Annotated in this window: 27 protein-coding genes and 2 pseudogenes; 4 read left to right on the top strand and 25 right to left on the bottom strand. The window is 36.2% G+C overall.

Going from position 1 to position 22911, the window contains the following annotated elements; translation table 11 throughout:
- Positions 1–121: 121 nt before the first annotated feature.
- Both scpB and WAK64_RS08685 read right to left on the bottom strand, forming a co-directional pair.
- Positions 122–712 carry an SMC-Scp complex subunit ScpB gene (gene scpB, locus WAK64_RS08690; RefSeq protein WP_336586571.1) on the bottom strand — a complete coding sequence of 197 codons (591 nt, stop codon included), beginning with the start codon at positions 710–712 and terminating at the stop codon, positions 122–124.
- Positions 699–1463 carry a segregation/condensation protein A gene (locus tag WAK64_RS08685; protein ID WP_336586570.1) on the bottom strand — a complete coding sequence of 255 codons (765 nt, stop codon included), beginning with the start codon at positions 1461–1463 and terminating at the stop codon, positions 699–701. The genes scpB and WAK64_RS08685 overlap by 14 nt, the downstream gene beginning before the upstream one ends.
- Positions 1464–1655: 192 nt before the next feature.
- On the opposite strand from WAK64_RS08685, the gene WAK64_RS08680 reads away from it, so the two are divergent.
- The gene (locus tag WAK64_RS08680) at positions 1656–2174 is read left to right on the top strand and encodes a DUF309 domain-containing protein (RefSeq protein WP_336586569.1); all 519 of its coding nucleotides are present in this window, start codon (positions 1656–1658) and stop codon (positions 2172–2174) included.
- 35 nt (positions 2175–2209) lie between these two features.
- Here WAK64_RS08680 and WAK64_RS08675 read toward each other — a convergent pair whose 3' ends face one another.
- From WAK64_RS08675 to spoIIM, 17 genes are all read right to left on the bottom strand, one after another.
- Positions 2210–2557 carry a GNAT family N-acetyltransferase gene (locus WAK64_RS08675; RefSeq protein ID WP_336586568.1) on the bottom strand — a complete coding sequence of 116 codons (348 nt, stop codon included), beginning with the start codon at positions 2555–2557 and terminating at the stop codon, positions 2210–2212.
- A gap of 369 nt (positions 2558–2926) precedes the next feature.
- Positions 2927–4240 carry a diaminopimelate decarboxylase gene (lysA, locus tag WAK64_RS08670; RefSeq protein WP_336586567.1) on the bottom strand — a complete coding sequence of 438 codons (1314 nt, stop codon included), beginning with the start codon at positions 4238–4240 and terminating at the stop codon, positions 2927–2929.
- Positions 4241–4323: 83 nt separating this feature from the next.
- Positions 4324–5808: a spore germination protein gene (locus tag WAK64_RS08665; RefSeq protein WP_336586566.1), complete on the bottom strand. Its 1485-nt coding sequence runs from the start codon at positions 5806–5808 to the stop codon at positions 4324–4326.
- Positions 5801–6370 carry a stage V sporulation protein SpoVABEA gene (gene spoVAEA, locus WAK64_RS08660; RefSeq protein WP_336586565.1) on the bottom strand — a complete coding sequence of 190 codons (570 nt, stop codon included), beginning with the start codon at positions 6368–6370 and terminating at the stop codon, positions 5801–5803. The genes WAK64_RS08665 and spoVAEA overlap by 8 nt, the downstream gene beginning before the upstream one ends.
- A gap of 23 nt (positions 6371–6393) precedes the next feature.
- Positions 6394–6816 carry a stage V sporulation protein AB gene (locus tag WAK64_RS08655; protein ID WP_336586564.1) on the bottom strand — a complete coding sequence of 141 codons (423 nt, stop codon included), beginning with the start codon at positions 6814–6816 and terminating at the stop codon, positions 6394–6396.
- Entirely contained in the window at positions 6806–7426 is a 621-nt protein-coding gene (locus tag WAK64_RS08650) for a stage V sporulation protein AA (protein ID WP_336586563.1), read from the bottom strand. The genes WAK64_RS08655 and WAK64_RS08650 overlap by 11 nt, the downstream gene beginning before the upstream one ends.
- 115 nt (positions 7427–7541) lie before the next feature.
- On the bottom strand, positions 7542–8300 hold the full coding sequence (gene sigF, locus WAK64_RS08645) for an RNA polymerase sporulation sigma factor SigF (RefSeq protein WP_336586562.1): 759 nt from the start codon (positions 8298–8300) through the stop codon (positions 7542–7544).
- Between the two features lie 12 nt (positions 8301–8312).
- Positions 8313–8753 carry an anti-sigma F factor gene (gene spoIIAB, locus WAK64_RS08640; RefSeq protein ID WP_336586561.1) on the bottom strand — a complete coding sequence of 147 codons (441 nt, stop codon included), beginning with the start codon at positions 8751–8753 and terminating at the stop codon, positions 8313–8315.
- Positions 8754–9113, bottom strand: coding sequence for an anti-sigma F factor antagonist (gene spoIIAA, locus WAK64_RS08635; RefSeq protein WP_336586560.1), 360 nt, complete (start codon positions 9111–9113; stop codon positions 8754–8756).
- Between the two features lie 146 nt (positions 9114–9259).
- Positions 9260–10420, bottom strand: a complete 1161-nt coding sequence (locus WAK64_RS08630) for a D-alanyl-D-alanine carboxypeptidase family protein (protein ID WP_336586559.1) — start codon at positions 10418–10420, stop codon at positions 9260–9262.
- 309 nt (positions 10421–10729) lie between these two features.
- A complete protein-coding gene (locus WAK64_RS08625; protein WP_336586558.1) occupies positions 10730–12034 on the bottom strand; it encodes a pyrimidine-nucleoside phosphorylase in 1305 nt (434 codons plus the stop codon).
- A gap of 15 nt (positions 12035–12049) precedes the next feature.
- Entirely contained in the window at positions 12050–12865 is an 816-nt protein-coding gene (locus tag WAK64_RS08620; protein WP_336586557.1) for a purine-nucleoside phosphorylase, read from the bottom strand.
- A 13-nt stretch (positions 12866–12878) separates the two neighbouring features.
- The gene (deoB, locus tag WAK64_RS08615; RefSeq protein ID WP_336586556.1) at positions 12879–14063 is read right to left on the bottom strand and encodes a phosphopentomutase; all 1185 of its coding nucleotides are present in this window, start codon (positions 14061–14063) and stop codon (positions 12879–12881) included.
- Positions 14064–14256: 193 nt separating this feature from the next.
- Entirely contained in the window at positions 14257–15150 is an 894-nt protein-coding gene (gene xerD, locus WAK64_RS08610; protein WP_336586555.1) for a site-specific tyrosine recombinase XerD, read from the bottom strand.
- 4 nt (positions 15151–15154) lie between these two features.
- Positions 15155–15382, bottom strand: a complete 228-nt coding sequence (locus tag WAK64_RS08605; protein WP_336586554.1) for a YqzK family protein — start codon at positions 15380–15382, stop codon at positions 15155–15157.
- A 986-nt stretch (positions 15383–16368) separates the two neighbouring features.
- Positions 16369–16818 (bottom strand): ferric iron uptake transcriptional regulator, encoded by a 450-nt coding sequence (gene fur / locus WAK64_RS08600; protein WP_336586553.1) that lies wholly within the window; start codon positions 16816–16818, stop codon positions 16369–16371.
- A 117-nt stretch (positions 16819–16935) separates the two neighbouring features.
- Positions 16936–17580, bottom strand: a complete 645-nt coding sequence (gene spoIIM, locus WAK64_RS08595; protein ID WP_336586552.1) for a stage II sporulation protein M — start codon at positions 17578–17580, stop codon at positions 16936–16938.
- Between the two features lie 147 nt (positions 17581–17727).
- Here spoIIM and WAK64_RS08590 point away from each other — a divergent pair, with 147 nt between their 5' ends.
- Positions 17728–18342: a GNAT family N-acetyltransferase gene (locus WAK64_RS08590; RefSeq protein ID WP_336586551.1), complete on the top strand. Its 615-nt coding sequence runs from the start codon at positions 17728–17730 to the stop codon at positions 18340–18342.
- A gap of 142 nt (positions 18343–18484) precedes the next feature.
- Here WAK64_RS08590 and WAK64_RS08585 read toward each other — a convergent pair whose 3' ends face one another.
- Together WAK64_RS08585 and WAK64_RS08580 are read right to left on the bottom strand one after the other, a co-directional pair.
- Complete coding sequence (locus tag WAK64_RS08585; protein ID WP_336586550.1) at positions 18485–18955, bottom strand: GNAT family N-acetyltransferase; 471 nt, start codon at positions 18953–18955, stop codon at positions 18485–18487.
- An 88-nt stretch (positions 18956–19043) separates the two neighbouring features.
- A pseudogene (locus WAK64_RS08580) lies at positions 19044–19182 on the bottom strand (IS1595 family transposase); the annotation flags it as partial.
- 84 nt (positions 19183–19266) lie between these two features.
- Between WAK64_RS08580 and WAK64_RS08575 the strand changes: the two are divergent.
- The gene (locus tag WAK64_RS08575; protein WP_336586549.1) at positions 19267–19626 is read left to right on the top strand and encodes a hypothetical protein; all 360 of its coding nucleotides are present in this window, start codon (positions 19267–19269) and stop codon (positions 19624–19626) included.
- A 200-nt stretch (positions 19627–19826) separates the two neighbouring features.
- On the opposite strand, the pseudogene WAK64_RS08570 reads toward WAK64_RS08575, so the two are convergent.
- The 4 genes and pseudogenes from WAK64_RS08570 to WAK64_RS08555 all read right to left on the bottom strand — a co-directional run.
- Positions 19827–19928: pseudogene (locus tag WAK64_RS08570) on the bottom strand (excalibur calcium-binding domain-containing protein); the annotation flags it as partial.
- 87 nt (positions 19929–20015) lie between these two features.
- Positions 20016–20810, bottom strand: a complete 795-nt coding sequence (locus tag WAK64_RS08565; protein ID WP_336586548.1) for a thermonuclease family protein — start codon at positions 20808–20810, stop codon at positions 20016–20018.
- A 168-nt stretch (positions 20811–20978) separates the two neighbouring features.
- Complete coding sequence (locus WAK64_RS08560; RefSeq protein WP_336586547.1) at positions 20979–22142, bottom strand: endonuclease Q family protein; 1164 nt, start codon at positions 22140–22142, stop codon at positions 20979–20981.
- Positions 22142–22696: an NUDIX hydrolase gene (locus WAK64_RS08555; protein WP_336586546.1), complete on the bottom strand. Its 555-nt coding sequence runs from the start codon at positions 22694–22696 to the stop codon at positions 22142–22144. The genes WAK64_RS08560 and WAK64_RS08555 overlap by 1 nt, the downstream gene beginning before the upstream one ends.
- 69 nt (positions 22697–22765) lie before the next feature.
- Between WAK64_RS08555 and mciZ the strand changes: the two genes are divergently transcribed.
- The gene (gene mciZ, locus WAK64_RS08550) at positions 22766–22900 is read left to right on the top strand and encodes a Z-ring formation inhibitor MciZ (protein WP_336586545.1); all 135 of its coding nucleotides are present in this window, start codon (positions 22766–22768) and stop codon (positions 22898–22900) included.
- The last annotated feature ends 11 nt before the right edge of the window (positions 22901–22911 follow it).

Raw genomic sequence — 22911 nt, 5'->3', positions numbered from 1 at the left:
AGGATCCCTCCATACAGTTTAGGTTCAATCCACTCTCATTCTATTAACGAAACATTCTGAATATCCATCTTATAAAGAAAAAGCTTCTTATGAAGCTTTCTTTTTTCATCTTAGCATAACTTTATGTTTCCGTATCTAGTGATTCTTGAAATTTTTCAAAGAAAAGGTCTGCCTCTTCCAACGATTCATCTTGAATAGTGTCAGGTAGTGGTGGAAGTTCCTCTAAATCCTTCAATCCAAAGTAGTCTAGAAATTCTCTTGTCGTACCATAAAGAATCGCTCTACCTGTTCCTTCTGCTCTTCCCACCTCTTTTACTAACCCCTTAGAAGACAGTGTTTGAATCGGCCGTTCCGTTTTGACTCCCCGAATATCCTCTACTTCTACTCGTGTAATAGGTTGCTTATAGGCAATAATGGCGAGTGTCTCCAATGCAGCTTGAGTTAGAGAGGTCATGTTTGGAGATTCGACCAGTTTTTTTATATACATCGCATGATCTTTTTTAGTAGCAAGTTGATACGTATCAGCAATCTCAACGAGAGTTAACCCTCGCTTTTCATCAGATTGATATTCACTTTTTAAATTCGTAATAATTTCTTTTCCTTGAAACTCTTCTATCTCTAATACTGTGCAAATCTGTTTTAGGGATAACCCTTCATCCCCTGCGGCAAATAGAAGACTCTCTAATATGCCTGTCCAATTAATGAGGTTCATGGAGTTTTCCCCCTTCTCTAGGTTGTAAGAAAATATTTTCAAAGTTCTCGCTTTGCTCGACAATAATCTCATTTCGTTTCATTAATTCTAAAATGGCTAAAAAAGTAACAACAACATGTCCCTTTGATTGATACTCAAATAATTCCGAAAAACTTGTTACTCCCTTTTTCAATTGAAGTTTTTCAAGTACTTCTTCCATCCTTCTTTCAATCGGAATCTCTTGTTTTGTTATTCTAGTCGAGAGGGGTTTTTGTAGTTTTTTCCTCCGCAATAATTTATTAAATGCTCCAAGCATGTCATAGATCGTAACATTTTGTGCAACTAAATCTTTAGGCTGTTCATCGGCATAGGATGATAGGTCTAGAGGAGGTTTTGTAAATATCTGCCCTCTCTCTTCTTCTTTTTGTTTCAAATCTTCTGCCGCTTCCTTATACTTACGATATTCAATTAATCTTTCTACTAATTCATCCCGTGGATCCTCTTCCATAAATTCAAATTCATTATCAAAGTCCTCTTCTTCATGCGCTGGAAGAAGCATTTTACTTTTAATCGCTAATAACGTTGCTGCCATTACTAAATATTCACTTACGATATCGAGTTGTAGTTCTTGCATAGTATGAACGTAAAGTAAATACTGTTCTGTAATTTCAGCCATAGGAATATCATATATATCGATTTCTAATGAGTTAATTAAATGAAGAAGAAGATCAAGAGGGCCTTCAAATGCATCAATCTTCACTTTGTATTCCATTTCATCACCAATCTAAACTTTGTCTCTTTTAGGATATTTACTAGTATAGTAGATAAGGCGTCATTCTCCAATAAAAATTTTACTATTTCACTTTTTAATCCCTTTTATTAAATTCGAAGAAATACAATAGTAAATTTGTTCATCCTATAATACACTATAGGAAACTGTCGAGTGATTATCAAGGAGGAACATATGAATATCCCTAAAGAGTTCATTCAATACTTAGTCTATTTCCACGGAAATCGAGATTATTTCGAATGTCATGAAGTGCTGGAGGAATATTGGAAAAAAGTAGATAGTACAAATCGAGCCTCTATTTGGGTTGGTTTTATTCAAGTGGCAGTGGCCATGTATCATTACCGTCGCAACAATCTAAATGGAGCGCAACGTACACTTATGAAGGGGATGACTAATTTACAGCTAAATGATCAAAAATTAGCAACACTTGGTGTTGAAAAAGATCGTTTTTTATCAATTTTACATGATCAAATGAAACGTATTAACGAGCATAAGCCTTATCAAAGCATTAATATCCCACTAATTGATGAAGATTTAATACGTACCTGTATAAATTTATGTGATTCTTATGGATATAGGTGGAGACAAGAAAGCGATTTATCCAATTCCTTGATTGTTCACAAGCATCAATTACGTGACCGTTCAGATGTCATTTCAGCAAGAGAAAAAGCTCTTAAAAATAAAAATGGCTAGAGTATTTCTTATCTCTAGCCATACAAATTATTCTTCTATAATTCACATTGCTTGTAGAAGCTCTCAGTATCTTTATTTGGCCCTATTTCATAGTCAGCATAGTATTCATGCAATGCTTTTATCATCTGAGTTCCAACCCCTTCAAACCGGTGAGAAGGGTTTACCGAAATATGCTGCACCTCTATTGAGCTTTCTCCAAATAGTTGTACACCAACAAGTCCAATTACATCCTCTTCCTCTTTCCAAAGAAATAATCGCCATTTTTTTTCAGTTTCATATAACTTTATCGTTTCTTGAAGTTTTTTTAAATCTTTTTCTTTTGGCATAAAAGAAAGCAAGCCCATTGCAATCTTTTCGAATGCTTTATTATAACGTATAAGCATAATGACTCCTTCACCATTTTAAAATACCTTTTTCAAGCTGTTAAGCATTATCGTCATGAATCGTTATAATCTTACTAAATAAAAGGGAAATGTTCAAGCTGTCCGTCTAATTATTGGCAAAAAATATCCAATAGATTACTCCCCAACCAATGGCAAATAGAACAAGTGATAAATATAAAATAATATTTTCTTTTTTCATCATGAGCACCTCGGAAAAATCATTCTCGGTATATTGTAGAACTTTTTCTACCATCGTGCAAACAAGAAATACGATTGTACAATAAATGGACTCTACTAGCACACTTCACTTTTCAAAGTATTACTAAAAAAAGCTGTTGAATTTCAACAGCTTTGAAGTACTATTCTACATTAAAAAACATCTAATTTCACAAGGTCTTCATAGCTTTCTCTTCGTACAATCAATGAAGCTTCTCCGTTTTCAACGAAAACCACAGCAGGCCTTGGTATTCGATTATAGTTATTGGACATGGAATAACCATATGCTCCCGTACAAAACACTGCTAAAATATCACCAGCGGCTGCTTCTGGTAATTCGATATCCCAAATAAGCATGTCACCAGATTCACAGCATTTTCCTGCAATCGAAACCTTTTCTTGCTCCTTGTCATTCATACGATTCGCAATGACTGCTTCATATTTCGCATCATACAGTGCTGGACGTAGATTATCACTCATTCCACCATCAACACTTACATATTTACGAACATTCGGAACTTCTTTCGTTGAACCTGTTGTATATAGAGTTGTACCAGCGTCTCCAACTAATGAACGCCCAGGCTCAATCCATATTTCTGGCATTGTTAAACCAAGCTTTTCCGACTGATTAATCACTTCTGTTACAATTTCATGTACATATTCAGCTGGTGTTATTGGGTCATCTTCATCCGTATATCGAATTCCAAAGCCACCACCAAGATTTAGTACCGCAGGTTCATAGTCAAAAGCATTTTTCCATTCTAATAGCTTTCCCATGATTTTTTGAGCGGCTAAGACAAAACCAGTTGTATCGAATATTTGCGATCCAATATGGCAGTGTAAACCGATGGGTTGTAGGTGAGAAGATGAAATCGCCATTTTCATAGCACTTTCTGCCTGTCCATTTTGAAGGTCAAAGCCAAATTTCGAGTCTTCCTGGCCTGTTAATATATAATCATGAGTATGGGCTTCAATCCCTGGCGTTACCCGAATGAGTATCTCCATTTGTTGATTATATTCTACACATAAACGTTCCAAAAGCTGTAATTCATAAAAATTATCCACTACGATACAACCAACCTTATGTTCAAGAGCCATTCTTAATTCATGTTCACTTTTATTATTACCATGAAAATGGATTCTCTCAACTGGGAAATCTGCTGCAAGAGCAGTATATAGTTCCCCACTTGAAACTACATCTAAGGATAATCCCTCTTCTTTTATTAATTGAAACATTCCTACGCTTGAAAATGCTTTACTAGCATAAGCAACTTGTGAAGTTACGCCTAACTTGTCAAACGTCGCCTTAAAACCGCGTGATCGCTCACGAATTAGCTCGACATCATACACAAATAAAGGTGTACCATATTCCTTTGCTAGCATTAACACATCTACCCCACCAATTTCAAGGTGGCCTTTCTCATTTACAGTTGTTGTACCATTAAAATGTCTTGTTTGATGCTCCATTTTCTCTCCCCTTACAACATTATGCCTTTAGTAATTAAGAGATAATGTATCATAAGATCACTAAACTGTGCAACAAAACATTCCTATGAATTACTCGGCTGTTTGTAACGATTACGAGGTTGCACAATACTTGGTCTGATTTTCGTTCCCGGAACAGATTGGCGAACAAGAATTTGCATAAATGCACTTGGATTAAATGGTATGAACGGCCATAAATAAGGGGTATCCAATGAGCGAATTCTGATTAAAAAAAGAATAAAAAGCGACGACCCAATGAGTAAGCCCGGTACACCAAATATTGCTACTACAGCCAATAAGATCAATCGTGCCATTTTATTCGCTATTCCTAGCTCATAGCTAGGTGTAGCAAAAGTTCCAATCGCTGCTACGGCGACATATAGGATGACCTCAGGTACAAATAATCCAACATCAATGGCAATTTGCCCCATTAACACTGCCGCAATTAAACCCATGGCAGTGGATAATGGCGTAGGTGTATGAATCGCAGCAATCCTTAAAAACTCAATCCCTATATCCGCAATGAATAATTGAAGAATAACAGGAATGTTTGATTTTTTATCTGGCCCTACAAATGAAATAGCATCAGGTAATAAGGAAGGGTCTAATACCATTGTAAACCATAAAGGAATAAAGAATATTGAAGCCAATATACCGATAAACCGTACCCAACGGACATAGGTTCCGACCGCGGGAGATTGACGATATTCTTCCGCATGTTGAACATGATGAAAAAAAGTAGTAGGTGTTATGATCACGCTAGGTGAAGTATCAACAATTATCAGCACATGCCCTTCTAATAAATGAGTAGCCCCAACGTCAGCCCTCTCCGTATATCGTACGAGTGGATACGGATTAAACCCTTGCTTCACTATAAACTCTTCTACGGATTTATCCGACATTGTTAATCCATCAATTTTTATATTCTGCAATTCCTTCTTAAGAACATTTACTAAATTTGGATTTGCGACATCCTCTATATAAGCAATAGCTATATCCGTTTTCGAACGCTCTCCTACTTTAATCATTTCAAAGCGAAGACGCTCGTCCCTAATTCTTCTTCTAGTTAAAGCTGTATTAACAATAATATTCTCTACATACCCATCACGAGAACCACGTACTACCTTTTCTGTATCAGGCTCTTGAGGGGTACGACAAGGATAACTGCGGACATCAACAATCAAGGCCTTCTTTTCACCTTCTACTAATAAGGCAATGAGCCCCGACAATACTTGGTCGACTACTTCATCTACCGTTTCAACAGGTTCTACAGACTGATGAACTAGTCTGTTTTGGACAATCTCATATAATTTATTTGAAAACGTCTCATTATCATTAATTTCTACAAGTTCTTCCATAATTTGAATGATAAAGCCTGTATCACATAATCCATTTACATAATATATATGTACTGGTTTTTTCACTAATTTTAATCTACGAACACCTAAATCAAAACTAGTCCCTAGTCCTACCCTTTGTTTCATAATCTCTTCAAAATCCGTTAATTTACTAGGAATCAAAGTGGCTCTTGATAAATCATTTTTAGGCATTGAATCCACTCCTCTCTAAGATGATTTGAACAGCCTTCTTTGTAATAGGAGCTCCTATTTTTACATGATCCTTTCTTGCCATTTTACCAATGTCACCAATTCCAACAACAATTGGAATATTTAATTCATCTATACTATAAACTGTATCACCATTAATCCGACCCATTTCCATTTCAGGAATACCAAACTTATCTACACCAAATGGTGTTAATTGACCATCACGATCCACACAAACGGAGACCCTCGTCCATTCTGCCTGTCGCGTTTTAGAGGCTACTGCTATCACACCTAAAACATTGACCCCTTCGTGCTTTGCTACATATTTTAACGCTCGTTCACCACTTCCTTCCCCTAAGTAGCCACTATCATCAAACATCACAAAAACAGGATCATTTGGGGCTTTCATAATGAGAGACACAATTCTTTCCCCTGATAATACTGACGGATTTCCATGTGACTCCGAAATACAGCGTCCGCCCATTTCTTTTGCAATCAGCTCCACTACTTTTCGGGCATAATCATCTCCATCTGTAATAATTATCACATTCCGTTTTTGATTCATGATGTTGTTCCCTTCTTTACTTGTTATAGGTCAACATAATAGATCCAGTGAAATAATGAACCAATAATTTTACCAAATACAATTGCCATTAACAGAAGAACAATTCGGTCATCTACTCCAATGCGCTTTGCTAAAATGGGAAGAACATTCAACACCTCTGTCAGTGCAGCTGCCAGCATCCCAATAAAAACGCCTGAAAACAGACCAATAAAGATTAAGACAAAACGTGATAAATGCAAGGACGGCGGGCTTAAACTAAACCAACCACCAATTAGTGCTCCAACGATAATGGCTAGTTCGTACGAATGAATCATTTTCATTGTTTTTGTCAGTTGTGTTAATCTTGGAATGATTCCAAGAACGGTTAAAAAGGCTACGAACCCTGAACCGACTGCCAATCCACCAGCAAGCCCCACTGCTATTACGACTAAAACACTAATGGTCATTTAAATTCTTTACACTTTCCTTATTCTCATTCATGATGACATACTGATCTAGATCTTGTTGATAATTAAACATTTCAACTTCTAGTGGGCTAGGCTCTTCATTAAGTCGTTTTCGGAACACATGATTAAAAAACAAAATCATCCCTAAACCTAAGCCAATTGAATATGGAATTTGCAATAATAATGGTTTGTCTTTTTCTTCTCCTGTTATGACTTTGTATAGGTTTTTATGAACAGCCATCATGCTGACATCTTCATGAAAATTCATGATAGCCAGCGCAGCGCCAATAAATAGTAATAACCAAACAAGAACAAAAAAGGGTATAGACATCTTCTTCTTTTCATAGATGACTTCTACAATGACCTGTGAGGGCCCTATTGTTTGGATATCCACACTTTTATAAGCAGAAGTGATGAGCTTGATCACTTTCATGACGTCAATGACAATCATATTATTATCCTTAGAGGTAACATTATGAACCTCTAACTGTTCAATCTCCGATAAATAATTGTCCGGCGCAATAATTTGAGCTATTTGCCCCACAAAGATAGGACGATTCACGCTCACTTGAACCCTGTGACGCAAACGGATATAAATCGCTTCTTCCATCTGTTTCACTTCCTATACATGATTTACCTTTCTCTATAGATAGTATGGAACATAGACATTTTTTTCATCAATCCAATAAATGTTAATCATCAATCCATAAAAAAAACGCATTGATCTATGTTTGATCCATGCGTTCTTTCATATTTTGTAATATTTTTTTCTCTAATCTTGATACTTGCACTTGAGATATACCTAGTCGTTCAGCAACCTCAGACTGTGTTTGATCTTTATAATAGCGTAAATAAACAATCAACCGCTCTCTTTCGTCCAACTCACGAATCGCTTCTTTTAAAGCAATTTTATCGAACCACTTTGTTTCATTTTGATCAGAAATTTGATCAAGTAACGTAATAGGATCGCCATCATTTTCGTACACTGTTTCATGAATTGAAGACGGTGCTCGACTTGCTTCTTGAGCCATTACTATTTCCTCAGGAGAAAGTTCCAAGTGATCTGCCAACTCATTAATGGTTGGGATTCGATTTAGCTTTTTGGAGAGTTCTTCTTTTGCTCGACGTATTTTATTACCAGTTTCTTTTAATGAACGACTTACTTTCACTGTCCCATCGTCTCGAATAAAACGCTGGATTTCTCCAATTATCATCGGAACTGCGTAAGTTGAAAATTTAACATCATAAGATAAGTCAAACTTATCTACAGATTTTAACAATCCGATGGAACCAATTTGAAATAAGTCGTCTGGTTCATACCCTCGATTCAAAAAACGTTGTACAACAGACCATACAAGCCTCATGTTTTTTTGAACAATTACATCTCTCGCTTCTTGATCTCCATCTTGACTTCGTTTAATGAGCTCTTTGACTTCTTCGTCCTTTAAATACGGTTGCTTAGTAGATTTAACCTCCACATCCATAGGCACGACTCCTTAATTGAATATCGCATTACTTTTTGCCAATAATTTCTTTATTCGGACTACGGTGCCTTTTCCTGGTTGCGATTCAATTTCCACTTCGTCCATAAAATTCTCCATGATCGTAAACCCCATACCTGAACGCTCTAAATCAGGTTTTGTCGTAAAAAGTGGCTGACGCGCTTCTTCAACATTAGCAATTCCTACTCCTTCATCACGGATCATCACATCGACCATTCCATCTTCTAACCGAACAGAAATATAAACAATCCCTGCAGGGTTATTATCATATCCATGAATAATTGAATTAGTAACTGCTTCAGAAATCACAGTTTTAATCTCAGTTAATTCGTCCATCGTTGGATCAAGTTGTGCAATAAATGCTGCTACCGTAATACGTGCAAATGATTCATTTTGACTAAGAGCACAAAATTGTAGACTCATCTCATTTCTCATTCACGCTACCCCCAATCGTTGTAAAGCATTTTCTTCTGAAGGCTCCATTCGAATAATTTTAAATAAGCCTGACAGATCAAATAATCTCTTAACGGAAGGAGAGATTGCGCATACAACCATTTCTCCATTTTGTTGCTTAATTTGTTTATATCGACCTAAAATAACACCAAGACCAGAACTATCCATAAACGTTAAGTTCTCAAGGTTTAGAACGATGTGGGTGATTCGATGTTCTTCAATTAAGTTTGTAGCCTGCTCTCTAAGAGTAGCAGCCGTATGATGATCAAGTTCCCCACTTAATCGAATTAACAAAATATTCGAAGCACTTCCTTTTACATCAAAATCAATCGTTAGACTCACTATTCGAAAGCCCCCTTTTCTTCGTATAGTGAGTCTATTCTACGCTGTTCTTTCCTTTTCCTTCTTAAAGACAAAAGTAGAAGAATTTCGCCATTTTTCCCTAACGACACACAAGAGATTCTGATGCTTAATAATCGCACATGTATTTAATTTATTTTCGAAAACATGCCAAATGATCGTTTGAATAATTGCCACCAGCTCGCTTCATCTACATCGGATTTTGCCACTAGGGCAGATTCACTTAATACTTTTCCATCCTTCTTTATGGTTAATGTACCTATAACATCACCTTTTTTTACTGGTGCCTTTAACTTTTCCATTGTGACCGTTTCCTTAACATCGTCTACCTTCTCGCCCTTTTTAGTCAGCACGGAAATTGACTCACTAGTTAAAGCACTGACTATTTTTTTCTCACCTTTTGATATATCAGCTTTCATTAATTCTGTATTTTTTTCATAAAGAGGGTGGGTCGTATATTGATTAAAAGCATAATCCAGCATTTTGGTTACTTCAGCATTTCTCTCTTTCGGAGTAGGAACACCGAATACAACCGCAATCACTCGCATATTGCCTTTTTTCGCCGTTGCCGTTAAGCAATATTTTGCTTCGCTTGTAAAACCCGTTTTTAACCCATCGACCCCGTCATAAAAACGAACGAGTTTATTTGTGTTAACAAGCCAAAACTTTTTTTCTGTATTTTCTCGTAAATAAGATTCATATGTTCCTGTAAAATTAGTTATTTCAGGATATTTGAGTAACTCTTTTGCCATCATGGCCATATCGTGTGAGGAACTATAATGATCGTCTGCAGGTAAACCAGTTGGATTTTGGAATTTAGTATCCTTCAAGCCTAGAGTAGCAACTTTTTCATTCATGATTTTTACAAAGTTCTCTTCACTTCCAGCTATAAATTCCGCCATTGCCACAGATGCGTCATTTGCAGAGCCAATCGCTATCCCTTCAAGCATTTTCTTTACTGTCATTTCTTCGCCTGGCTCTAAAAAGATTTGCGATCCTCCCATACTTGCAGCATATTCACTTGTCCTAACTTTATCTTCCCATTTGATTTGCCCTCTTTCAATTGCCTCCATAATGAGAATCATCGTCATAATTTTTGTCATTGACGCTGGTGCAAGTTGTTCATGACTATTTTTTTCATATAGTACTGTCCCAGTATCTCTTTCAATCAATACCGCTGACTTGGCTACCTTGGCAATCTCTGATTTTTCTTCCTGTGCAGATGGAAAAGGTACCCATAAACTTAAACTTAAAAACGATATCATTAATAGGGTCATTACGTACTTCATTCAATTGCCTCCATTCACTCTAATACAGTTACTAGCCCCATTCTTTCCACTTCTATTTTTTTTATACAGATTAATAGAGATTTCATTAACTGAAAACTGATGAATTCCTTAAGCCTAAGGGACAATTCTTTGGCTTATGCTTAATGAAATACACTTATGGTTCATCAAAATGTCATGTGAAGGGCTTATGTACTGGTAAGCGGTAGAAATAGGAGAATGCGGCCATCTTTTAGACTAGACGACAAGTAGAAGCTTAGTAATCGGTACATAAAAAAAACCTGTGATGATAATCATCACAGGCATACCCTTTTACAATGTAATTTCTTCGTGAATTAACGTTGGGGCTGACACTTTTTCTTTTGTAACCGATATATTCTCATACAATTTCTGTTTAACTTCTTCGATATCTTCCTGGTTACTATAAATCGTGACAAGAGCTTCCCCTTTCATTACTTCATCACCGATCTTCTTCTTCAATTCTAACCCTACTGCTAAATCGATAATCGATTCTTTAGTAGCTCTACCAGCTCCAAGCAGCATAGCAGCTGTTCCTACTTCATCCGCCACAATTTCTGATACGAAACCTGCCTCTTTTGCTGGAAGATCTATTTTATATTTAGCTTGCGGAAGCTTTTCCGGTTGATCTACAAGTGAACCATTGCCACCTTGGGATTCTAAAAAGACTTTAAATGCTTTTAACGCGCTACCGTCATTCATCGCTTTAATGAGCATTTCTCTAGCTTCTGAAAGAGTACTTGCTTGTTCAGCTAAATACACCATATGACTACCGAGGGTTAAACATAGTTCCGTTAAATCTTCAGGACCCTCTCCTTTTAGAGTGTCAATCGCTTCTTTCACTTCAAGCGCATTTCCTATCATGTAACCAAGTGGTTGACTCATATCTGAAATAACAGCCATCGTTTTTCGGCCCACGTTATTTCCGATACTCACCATCGCAGATGCTAATTCACGAGAGTCCTCAAGGCTTTTCATGAAAGCCCCAGCACCTGTCTTAACATCCAATACAATTGCATCCGCTCCAGCAGCAATCTTTTTACTCATTATGGAAGAAGCTATCAATGGAATACTATTAACCGTTGCTGTGACATCACGCAGAGCATATAGCTTTTTATCAGCAGGTGTTAAATTACCACTTTGCCCTATTACAGCAATTTTATTTTCATTGACTAAACGAATAAAGTCCTCTTTTTCAATCTCAACATGGAAGCCGTCAACTGCCTCTAGTTTATCGATTGTTCCACCTGTATGTCCTAATCCACGTCCACTCATTTTTGCTACAGGTACACCAACTGCTGCAACGAGTGGCCCGAGTACAAGTGTTGTCGTATCTCCAACTCCACCAGTCGAGTGCTTATCTACTTTAATACCGTTAATGTCTGAAAGATCTATTTGATCTCCTGACTCCACCATTGACATTGTTAAATTCGCACGTTCTTGTTCACTCATTCCTTGGAAGAAAATCGCCATCGTAAGAGCACTTACTTGATAATCTGGAATTGTTCCTTCTGTATACCCATCAATAATAAATTGGATTTCTTCTGTTGAAAGTTCTCCACCATCACGTTTCTTCTCAATCAAATCGACCATTCTCATTAGTTATCACCTGTTTTAGATAGATTTTACAATTTCTTTTACGTATGTTAAGAAATTGCTACGAACTTTTTCTGTTGTTTCGATTACCTCATCGTGTGTTAACGGTTGATCTAATATACCTGCAGCCATATTTGAAATACAGGAAATTCCTAAAACCTTCATTCCACCATGACGAGCAACAATAACTTCAGGAACGGTTGACATCCCTACAGCATCTCCCCCTAAAATACGCGCAAGACGAACTTCAGCTGGCGTTTCATAAATCGGCCCAGTATTACCAAAATACACACCCTCTTTAATATTTAAAGAGATTCGTCCTGCGACATCTCTTGCAAGCTGTTGAAGAGATTTTGTATACGCTTCCGACATATCTGGGAATCTGTCTCCTAATGTTTTATCATTTGGACCGATAAGTGGATTTCCTCCCATATTGTTAATATGATCAGTAATAATCATTAAGTCACCAGCTTCAAAGCTTTCATTTACACCACCAGCAGCATTCGTGACAATCATTGTTTCAACCCCAAGTTGTTTCATTACACGAACAGGAAACGTTACTTGTTCAAAGGAATACCCTTCGTAATAATGAAAGCGACCTTGCATAGCTACAACTTGCTTTCCGGATAATTCACCAAATACTAATTGTCCTGCATGCCCTTCTACTGTAGAAACAGGAAAATCAGGAATTTCGTTATAAGGGATTTTGACAGCATTTTCAATTTCATCAGCTAAAACACCTAATCCTGACCCTAAAATTAACCCAATTGTCGGTTTGACAGATGTTTTATTTTCTAAATATGTTGTTGCATTTTTTATCTTTTCAATGTTCATTTCCTGTTCCTCCTTACGTTAAATCCTTTAAGAAACTTGTACCAAACTGAGGCATCTTCACATTAAAATTATCCGCAACCGTTGCGCCTATATCAGCAAATGTTTTGCGAATTGGTAGTTCTTTTCCTTCTTGCATCCTTGGAGAATAGGCTAATAATGGAACATATTCACGCGTATGGTCCGTTCCTGGTGCAACTGGATCATTTCCGTGGTCAGCTGTAATAATCAAAAGATCATCGTCTGTCATTTTCTCGAACACTTCTGGAAGTCTAGCATCAAATTCTTCTAATGACTCACCGTAGCCCTGCGGGTCACGTCTGTGCCCAAACAAAGCATCAAAATCAACAAGGTTTAAAAAGCTTAACCCGGTAAATTCTTTATCAAACACAGAAATGGTTTGATCCATTCCATCTTTATTGGATTTGGTTCGAATCGATTCCGTTACACCTTCTCCGTTAAAGATGTCAGAAATTTTTCCAATTGCTATTACATCTAAACCTTCGTCCTTCATTTCATTCATAACAGTCCGCTCAAATGGCTTCAATGCATAATCATGGCGATTTGCTGTGCGCTTAAAATCACCTGGCTCTCCGATAAACGGACGAGCAATTACACGGCCTACTAGAAATTCTTCTTTATTCGTAATTTCGCGTGCAATTTTACAGATTTCATATAATTCTTCTAATGGAACTACTTCTTCATGTGCAGCAATTTGAAGAACTGGGTCAGCAGATGTATAAACAATTAAAGCACCTGTCTTCATATGTTCTTCACCTAATTCATCTAATATAGCTGTCCCACTTGCCGGTTTATTTCCAATAATTTTACGGCCTGTTCTTTCTTCTAGTTCGTCCAGTAATGCCTTCGGAAAACCTTCGGGATACACTTTAAATGGTTGATGGATGTTTAGACCCATAATTTCCCAATGACCCGTCATTGTATCTTTTCCAACAGAAGCCTCTTCCATTTTGGTAAAATACGCTAATGGTTTGTCCTCTTTTTGAATCCCTTTAATTTCACGAATATTTGAAAGACCTAGCTTTCCTAAATTCGGCATCTTTAAACCATTCATATGTTCGGCGATATGCCCTAATGTATCTGCTCCCTCATCATTAAACTTCGCTGCATCCGGTGCTTCTCCAATCCCAACTGAATCCATAACCATTAAATGGATTCGTTTATATGTAAAATCCTTCATTGTTTTTCCTCCCTCGTAACTAATTTTCATGTACATTCTTTGAGTTAATTTACCCTGAAAATTAGCTGGTAATCAAATAAATAATTTGTCAGAAGTCTGACCTCTGCTCTATTGTAAATCTTCTTTTCATTTTAAACAAGCTAAACCGTTTACAAACCTGTGACAATTCTATAAAACTATTAATCTATATGCATTATGCTCGTGGATGGAACTTTGAATAGACCTCTTTAAGCCTTGTTTTCGTCACATGTGTATAAATTTGTGTTGTCGATATATCAGCATGTCCTAGCATTTCTTGGACAGCTCGTAAATCAGCTCCATTTTCAAGTAAATGAGTGGCAAAAGAATGCCTCAATGTATGAGGAGTTAATTCTTTCTCGATATTCGCCTTAGTCGCTAACCCTTTTAAAATCTTCCAAAAGCCTTGGCGAGTTAATCGGTTTCCATGATGGTTTAAAAAGAGTGCATCCGTATTATATTTAGGTTTCCTTAACTTCGGTCGTCCCGTTTCCAAATAAGTGGTCAACACTTCAATTGCTTTACTTCCAAGTGGGATAATCCTTTCTTTATTTCCTTTCCCTATACATCGTACGAACCCCATTGTTAAATGAACATCGTCCATATTTAAAGAAATCAACTCACTTACACGCATACCCGTTGCATAAAGAATTTCAAGCATTCCTTTATCTCTCTTTCCTATTGGGGTAGACTGTTCTGGTGTTTCAAGTAAGGCTTCTACTTCTTCTAAACTGAGAATTTTCGGTAGCTTCCTCTCTAGTTGAGGAGTCTCAAGATGGACAGATGGGTCTTGATCGGTTACTTTTTCGCGCAGTAAAAACTGATGAAATGATCGTATTGAAGCAATATGGCGAGCAAGTGTTTTAGATGACTTCCCTTGTTCTGATAAAAATTTTAAAAATTGGACGATATTCATTCGGGAAATTTGATTTAAGATGGTTACATCTTCTATGTTTCGAATAAATTTCAAATAATTTTTTAAATCACGTTCATATGAAACAACTGTATTCTGTGATAATCCTTTCTCAACAATTAAAAAGTGAATAAAATCCCTTAGTCTATCCTCCACAATCTCATTCCCCTTCTCTATAAAAAAGTATCAATCGATCAAGAAAAGGAAATTGTCCTTGATGAATGGGCTGGAAAACCTTCACAGCTGCTCCCTGTGGTTGATCGTATCGATGATAATTTTCATATTCTTCATTTATCCACATCATACCATAGTAGAACAGGATGGTGGAGCCTGTAAAAAGAATAAATACCTTTAACATTTTCCATAGCATTATCACCATTTCTTTCATAGCTCATGTCCCCTTTGTAAAAATGGAAGAAAGGGTATCGTAGAGTTACAGGACTACTACATTTTACTCAGCAAATTATCTTACGCTTGCTTCCCCGTTTCCATCCTTTCTTATTATTACAAGCTATGACGTTTTAGGACGTTTTTATACCTTTGAAAGAAAAAAAACAGATGGTAGTTTGATCAAAAAATAAGGCTAAATTTTTTTTACATCAATTTTGTTTTCGATAGTAAAGTGAAAATAGTAGTAAAATCAAGGAATTAGGATCGAGATATAATGGAAATTATAACGGTCAATACAGTTGCAGAATTAATAGGAAAAGGTGTTTTGCCTTTGTACAGCATTTGGGTTGTTCACAGAGAATAAAATGAGGAAACATTTGATGTCAATGTATGGGGTATGGGATGAAATTGAAAATAAATGAGATGGAAGAAAGTTGTTTCGGAACATTAGAAGGATCAGAAAAAACACTTGATCGTATTGTTGAACAAAACCATGAATTACATGATTAGATTACCAAATGAGAATAACTAAGAATTAATAAACTAAAATATAAACCTCTTTCATATTTGTGAAATTCTATAGAAATAAATATCTATTTAATCACTAAAAAAGAAACCGGACACTACTCCAGCTTCTTTTGTGTTCTAAGAAAGTTAATATCATTTCAATTTTTACTAAGCTTTTGAATTCCAACGTGCAAAATTAAACCTATTACACTCCAAATGTTAAGAATAAGAGCAATTGTAACCAAAACCCAATGTAACAGCTCTGGTAACATTGTAACCTGAGTTATTACTAAAGTACTATTACCTATCAATAATAATGAAAATAGAAAGGGTAAGTTCTTTACCACAAAACACATCTCCCTTACATATCCAATATTTATTAAATTATACTTAATTTTCTTCAAAAAACAACAATCTTTGGAAAACAACCAATAATAAAGAAAGGGGCATGACGAATCCGTCATGCCCCTTTCTTTACTATTCTTTATTTTTTTCTTGGCAGCGAGAACAAATACCGTGGAAAGTTAAACGATGATCTTTTATTTTAAAATGCCAATCCCTCTCCACAATTGCCTCAACATCTTCTAAAAGGTCATCTTGTATTTCATCAACGGAACCACATTCAATACATACTAAATGGTGATGAAAGTGCGCAGCACCTTCTTGCCTTAAATCATATCTAGATACACCGTCTCCAAAGTTAATTTTATCAACAATTTTCAATTCGGTTAATAATTCTAAGGTGCGATACACTGTTGCTAATCCGATTTCTGGAGATTTTTCTTTAACGAGGAGGTATACATCTTCTGCACTTAGGTGATCTTCTTCATTTTCCAGAAGGACTCTTACCGTCGCTTCTCGCTGTGGCGTCAATTTATAACTGGCAGAATGTAGTTGTTTTTTTATTCGATCTATACGGCTTTCCATCTATTTCAACCTCCCTCGTCACTCTCCTAATTATTATAACAAAAAGGGACAAAGAAGGAAAATAAAATTATTCTAAACAGTTGTTTATAATTATTATTAAGTGTAAATAGTCGATTTTCAATTAACTGTGAGGACGCTCTTCATTAATGATGGGGATAAGTATGCTTCTATTCCGGCTGCAACAGAAATAACGATGATGGCTATGACGAATGCTAAAATATATTTTGAAAACAACGGCAAAATTTGAATATTTGTCGTGCGCTGAGTAAACAATTTACGGATTAGTTGCATAGTAATACCCACTGCTAAAACCGCAATAACAATAAAGACAGGAATAATGATTAAATTTTGTGGAAGAACAGATACAAAAGATAGAAGAAAACCATGCCATTCCATCTGATCGACAAGAAAACCAATGGAAAAGCCGATGACCATCCCCTTCATAAACAAAAATATAAAAATCAACGGAAGTCCGATAATTGAAATGCCTAGCACCCATAATAAACCGATATATTTTAAATTATGAAAAAAACTTTGACGAAATAAATCTTCTGAAGCAGCAACTTCTCCATCCGCCATTTGACCAAAAAATTGACTTAAATAAAAATCTAAATCCTCTTTCTGTGTGAAAGAAAGGGAGTTGACAACAATTGCACCAAAAATAACGCCCATCATAAATAGCGTTATGATGAAAAAATAGATTGAGGAGTACGTTTTCAAATGGATCATTATAGGATTATTGGCTGCGATTTGTTTGTACATTAGAGTACCTCCTTGAAATCAATTACTAGATTATATGAATTCAAGTGTACAAATATTACAGTGAAAAACTAGAGAATATGGTTGATTATTCCACGAGTTTCCTTATATAATATGACGAAAATACAAACACACAAGGAGTGAATTGATATGAATCCTATTCTTCTTGATTTCCCTGACAAAATAGAATCGAATCGATTGTATATTCGACCGTGTTTACCAGGTGATGGTCCAATTGTCCATGATGCTATTATCCATTCAGCTCCTGAACTAAAAAAGTGGCTTCCTTTTGCAAAAAAAGAGCAACCTCTTGAAGAGGTCGAGGAAAATATAAGGAAATCTTATAGCGCTTTTATTAGCCGCGAAGATATTAGACTACATATTTTCCGAAAGAGTGATGACAACTTTATTGGTTCCACCGGTTTTCACCGCTGTGACTGGGAGATTCCTAAAGTTGAGATTGGGTACTGGATTGATACAAGGTATAGTGGAAAAGGGTATATGGCCGAAGCTGTTCACCGCCTAACTCTTTTTGCATTGGATTTCTTCAAGGCTAACCGAATAGAAATTCGCTGCGATGATCAAAACCTTGCTTCACGAAGGATTCCAGAACGATTGGGTTACCACTTGGAGGGTATACTTCGTAATGATAGCGTAAGTGTAGATGACAACAATCTATTACGTAACACTTGTGTATTTTCATTGCTATCATCTGAGAAAGACAACTTCATCATTAATGGAGAGCGACTATTTAAGAGCAGTTAACTTCTTATGCTCTATAAAACTCAACTAACATACCTTTCCATTTCGGGGGAAAGAATTTCCCCTGCTTATTCCGTTTGTTTTTCATATTGGCTATGTTAAATAATATTGTTGATTTCTCTAGTGAAATTAAGAGAACTTCCATTTAAGAAAGTGACTTTGACATATCCAACATATTTTTAAATCCGAGATTTTCATAAACCTTTCTCCCTGTCGAACTTGACCACAACCTTGCTCGTTTTGCCCCTTTATCTTTAAGCCATAAACAAATTTCATCTACTAATTTATAGGCTAATCCATTATTACGATGCTTCTTTAATGTATATACTGAAATCACCCGACCGAAAAGACTAGGTTTTTCAGCAAGCGGGTAGGAATACCCCGTTCTAATTAGCCCTCCTGCACAAGCAACAATATTATCATTGCTATCTACGGCAACTCTGAATTTTAAATTACCTAATTCAGATTCACTAATAAACAAGTTCTTAACCTCTTCAATCCTCAGTAAATCAGGTTTTGGAATTCCATCGTTTTCTCCCATTTCACTTGCCATTTTGCACCAAAAATCTACCATTATAGTAATTTCATCATTAGTAGACCATCGTGTTTCATACATTCAATCACCTCCAACATTTAAGGACTTTTGATTTTGTTTGTTCGATTTTTGTTAATTAATATTGCCTTTTCTTGAACAACGCAGTTATTTATTTGGAAAATCCTGATAATATCAATTTAACATAGGTTTCGACTGTTGAGAATAAACAACGTTCTATTATTATTTTACTTACAGTACCATCGTTGTACCAATGCCTAAAACTATCTGAGGTATTGGAACCAACTTGCTTGCGGTTTATAATACATTTAAACAGATAATACTAATGACAATTTAACCGATATCCATATTTTAATAGAATGGAGGAAGACTAGTTGAAAAAATCAATTGCTGTTTTTTCATTTCTGTCAGTTCTAATAATGATTGTGAGCTGCACTCAAAGTAATTCTTCTAGCAAAGATTGGAAGTCTAGTTTTATTGTTTGGCAGAAGGATTTATATGCAGTGACGAGTGATATTGTTAAAGAACAGGATGTGGGTGAATCAATCGGTAAAGTTACAAGCTACTCTGATCAAGAGGTAAATGCAAGAAAAGGGGAAGTATTCTCAAATGAATTTCAAAAAGGTTCTATAATCTATGAGATTCAAGGAATGAGTACAGAAGAAGCGATAGTAGTTAAGGAGCAGGGGGTATTGACAAAACTAATAAACAAAGGTGGCTATGATTATAGATAACCTGATTACTCGCCGGGGGTTTGGTTTACTTCCCAAATAAAAGAAACCATTTTAATAAGGATAATTGATAATCAAATGGTTTCTTCTCTTATGATTATTTTTTAGGTTTATTCATAATTGTTCCTCATACATTAATCAAGTCACTTTAATAAGAACCATTCATAACTACATTTCCTCCCTTTTTTGATTATCTCAATCCTTTATTTTTCACATGCCCAGCCATCTTTATCTCTGTCGTGTTTAGATTCGTAAGCTGGATGATCCGCAGCAACACCACTAGGATATACTTTTCTCATTTCAGTACAGTTTTTGTATGATTCTGTTACTGTAGATGTAGAGCTATTATTTTCTTCACCTTCTGATGACGTAGTTTCACTACTTTGTCTAGGTCATTCATCAACTTCCGTATCTAAATCACCCTTAGTTGTCCCATTTTTGCCGAACGCCCATAAACCCGTTTCTTTATTTCGTGCTTCACGAGCAAGCTTAACAAACCAATCACTATACTTAACATCTGGTTGATATGTAGATGGTTCAGCATACCCATTAATCACTAAATCAGCATTGAACATTTTCTTTCTAATTTCATCTTCATCCATATCATCAGTTGGAATGTCTAACCATATAATTCTTAATAAACGGTGATAGCTGTCTTTTTCTGATACATCTCGTTGCATCCAAACTTTTTTACCGGTTAATTTATCTTGAGTATATTTACTAGCTTCCTTTCCGTACTCTTCAGTCCTAATTGTTGATTCAGGGGTATTGACCCCTACTAATCTAACTATTCGTCCATCGTTTAGCTCCACTGTGTCACCGTCAACTACCTGACTTACCGTAACTTCCTCTAAGCCATATAATTTAATGAGATCTTGTTGTTCTTTATCTTCCACTGTCGTTTCTTCAGACGCAACTTCCTTTTCTTTATCAACTCTTTCTTCTGCCTTTTCCGTCTCCTCATCTGCTTGAACAAACGTTATTGCCATGATAGAGCTAAAAAGAAATCCCGTTATAATAAATATTCTTGGGTACTTATAGGTTCCATTCCCAACTCTATTTTGAAGAGATTGGTACACACCAATTAAAACAACTGTAAACCCAATCCATGCCAACGGTGTAATCGTCAAAGACGAAAGCAAAAGCAGGATAGCAAAAATTTGTAACGGTATTTTATATTTTTTCACTACTATTCTCACCCTTTAATTTACCGATTTAATAGAGTTGTATTGTTGCAATGTATTAAAGTGAATTATAATGAATTCTTACCCAGTTATTCCTTCTCACTTCTCACTCATACGGTTCATCCATTACGATTTAAAAAGCAATAAAATATTGTTAAAAACAACAATACTTTATTGCCTATCTATCCATTTACCATATCTTCCTCCTCCACCAGCTTGAAGCTCCACTTTCCCATTTCTAGCTTGGATTATTCGATGAACGAGTATATCAGGAATCACCTTTCTTAGTTGCTCTTCCGTGACATGGTGAAGAATGTTCATTTCGCTTTTAAAAGCCGACAATAATTTATCTCTCGTTTTCTTGCCTATACCCGGAATGTTCTCTAACGGGATTTGATGAATATATGGTGGTCTTAATTTCGTACTCTCAACCCTTTTTAGCTCACTAATTCGGGTTTTAACACCTTTTATCCAATTTTGTCCACCACATTTCTCACAACTACCCCCTCTCCAAATGGCACCACATGCTTTACAGGTACTTTCATAGTACTTACCTAGGAGAGGATTCAATCCGTAATTACCAATAATACTACGTCGTTCTGATGAACTTAAAGCCTTTTGAATTTCTTCAAATGAAGCGTTCTCTAACCTAAAAACGGTGTATTCTCTGGCCATTTTCCCAAGTGAATGAGCATCTGAATTGGAAAGAAAGGCAAAACCTTGTAGTTCACCAATTTGACCGGCCATTTTTGTATTTGCACTTAGTCCCAGTTCAACTGCATCGATAAGGTCGGGAGAAAACATTTCAGTTAATGAATTTTTCACCCCTTTGCCGTACAAGCTTTTAAATGGAGTAAAAATATGAGCTGGGATGAAAAGCCCGTTATACTCTTTAATTTTATGTTGCAATGTTATACCATCAACATTAATACGTTGGGTACTCAAGTGAGGATTTTTTACGACTGTTGTATACCATTTTGAGAACTTCTTTAAACTCATTAATGTTGGAAAATAACTGAGCACATGAACAGGTCCTGAAGAGCGGTGGTCATTTATCTCCATTTCACACCCAGGGATGAGCGTAACTCCATTGTGATAACGAAAACCTCCCCCTTGAAGCTCTTGTAGTAATTCAGCATTTAGTAATAATTGTAATTCCTCAATCACTTCGGGCGAATGACAGTCAATAATTCCGACAATATCAATTCCTTTCGGATACCGAGCATACTCTAAAATTTTTTTCACCCGCATCTCTTTACTTGCAGTAATTTTGACAGGATTGTTCTGGTATGTCCGTCCAATATGAATATGAAGATCGGCAATAAATGATCTCATTATGAATTTTTTAGAGCTTGTTGTAGTTGTAAATATTGAACAGCATAGGATGTTTTGGCATCATAAATAACCTGATTTTTTATTAAATTCAATGCTTCATCAACCGTTATCTCCACTAATTCTACAAATTCATCCTCATCTGTCCCCTTACTATCTTCCATTACGTAGAGACCCTCTGCAATATATAGATGAACTAATTCATCTGCAAATCCTGGAGAGGTATAAAAACTAATTAAATGACTCATGCTTTTACAGCCATACCCGGTTTCTTCCTCTAACTCGCGTTCTGCGGTCACCTTTGGTTCTTCTCCCTCATCTAATTTTCCTGCTGGAATTTCTAGCAATGACCGCTCTAAAGCCTTTCGATACTGTTCAACCATAATGATTTTCCCGTCTTCTTTCACAGCTAAAACAGCGACAGCTCCAGGATGGTTAATAATTTCTCGTTTGGAAGTCTTTCCGTTTGGCAATTGCACGTCGTCTACTTTTAATGAAATGACTTTTCCTTTAAATAGTGTCTCGGATTTGATCGTTTTTTCTTCGAATTTTTTCACTGCCTATTCCTCCTTGTTCTAACACAACAATTTCATCATACATTTTATCATACTCCGGGGGTGAGAAGCTTGAAGGTATATGTACGAAAAAATGGCGTCATTATTAGTGGCAAAGCATGGGAAATCCGTGCGGCGCTTGTACATTATCAAAAGTCTTATCGATTTGTGAATGAATGGATCAAGGAAATTCATAAAAACGGCTAACCCATCATTGT

Source organism: Bacillus spongiae (assembly GCF_037120725.1).
Lineage (GTDB): Bacteria > Bacillota > Bacilli > Bacillales > Bacillaceae_K > Bacillus_CI > Bacillus_CI spongiae.
Note: the sequence above shows the minus strand (reverse complement) of the source record. Positions and strands in the feature narration are given on the sequence as shown.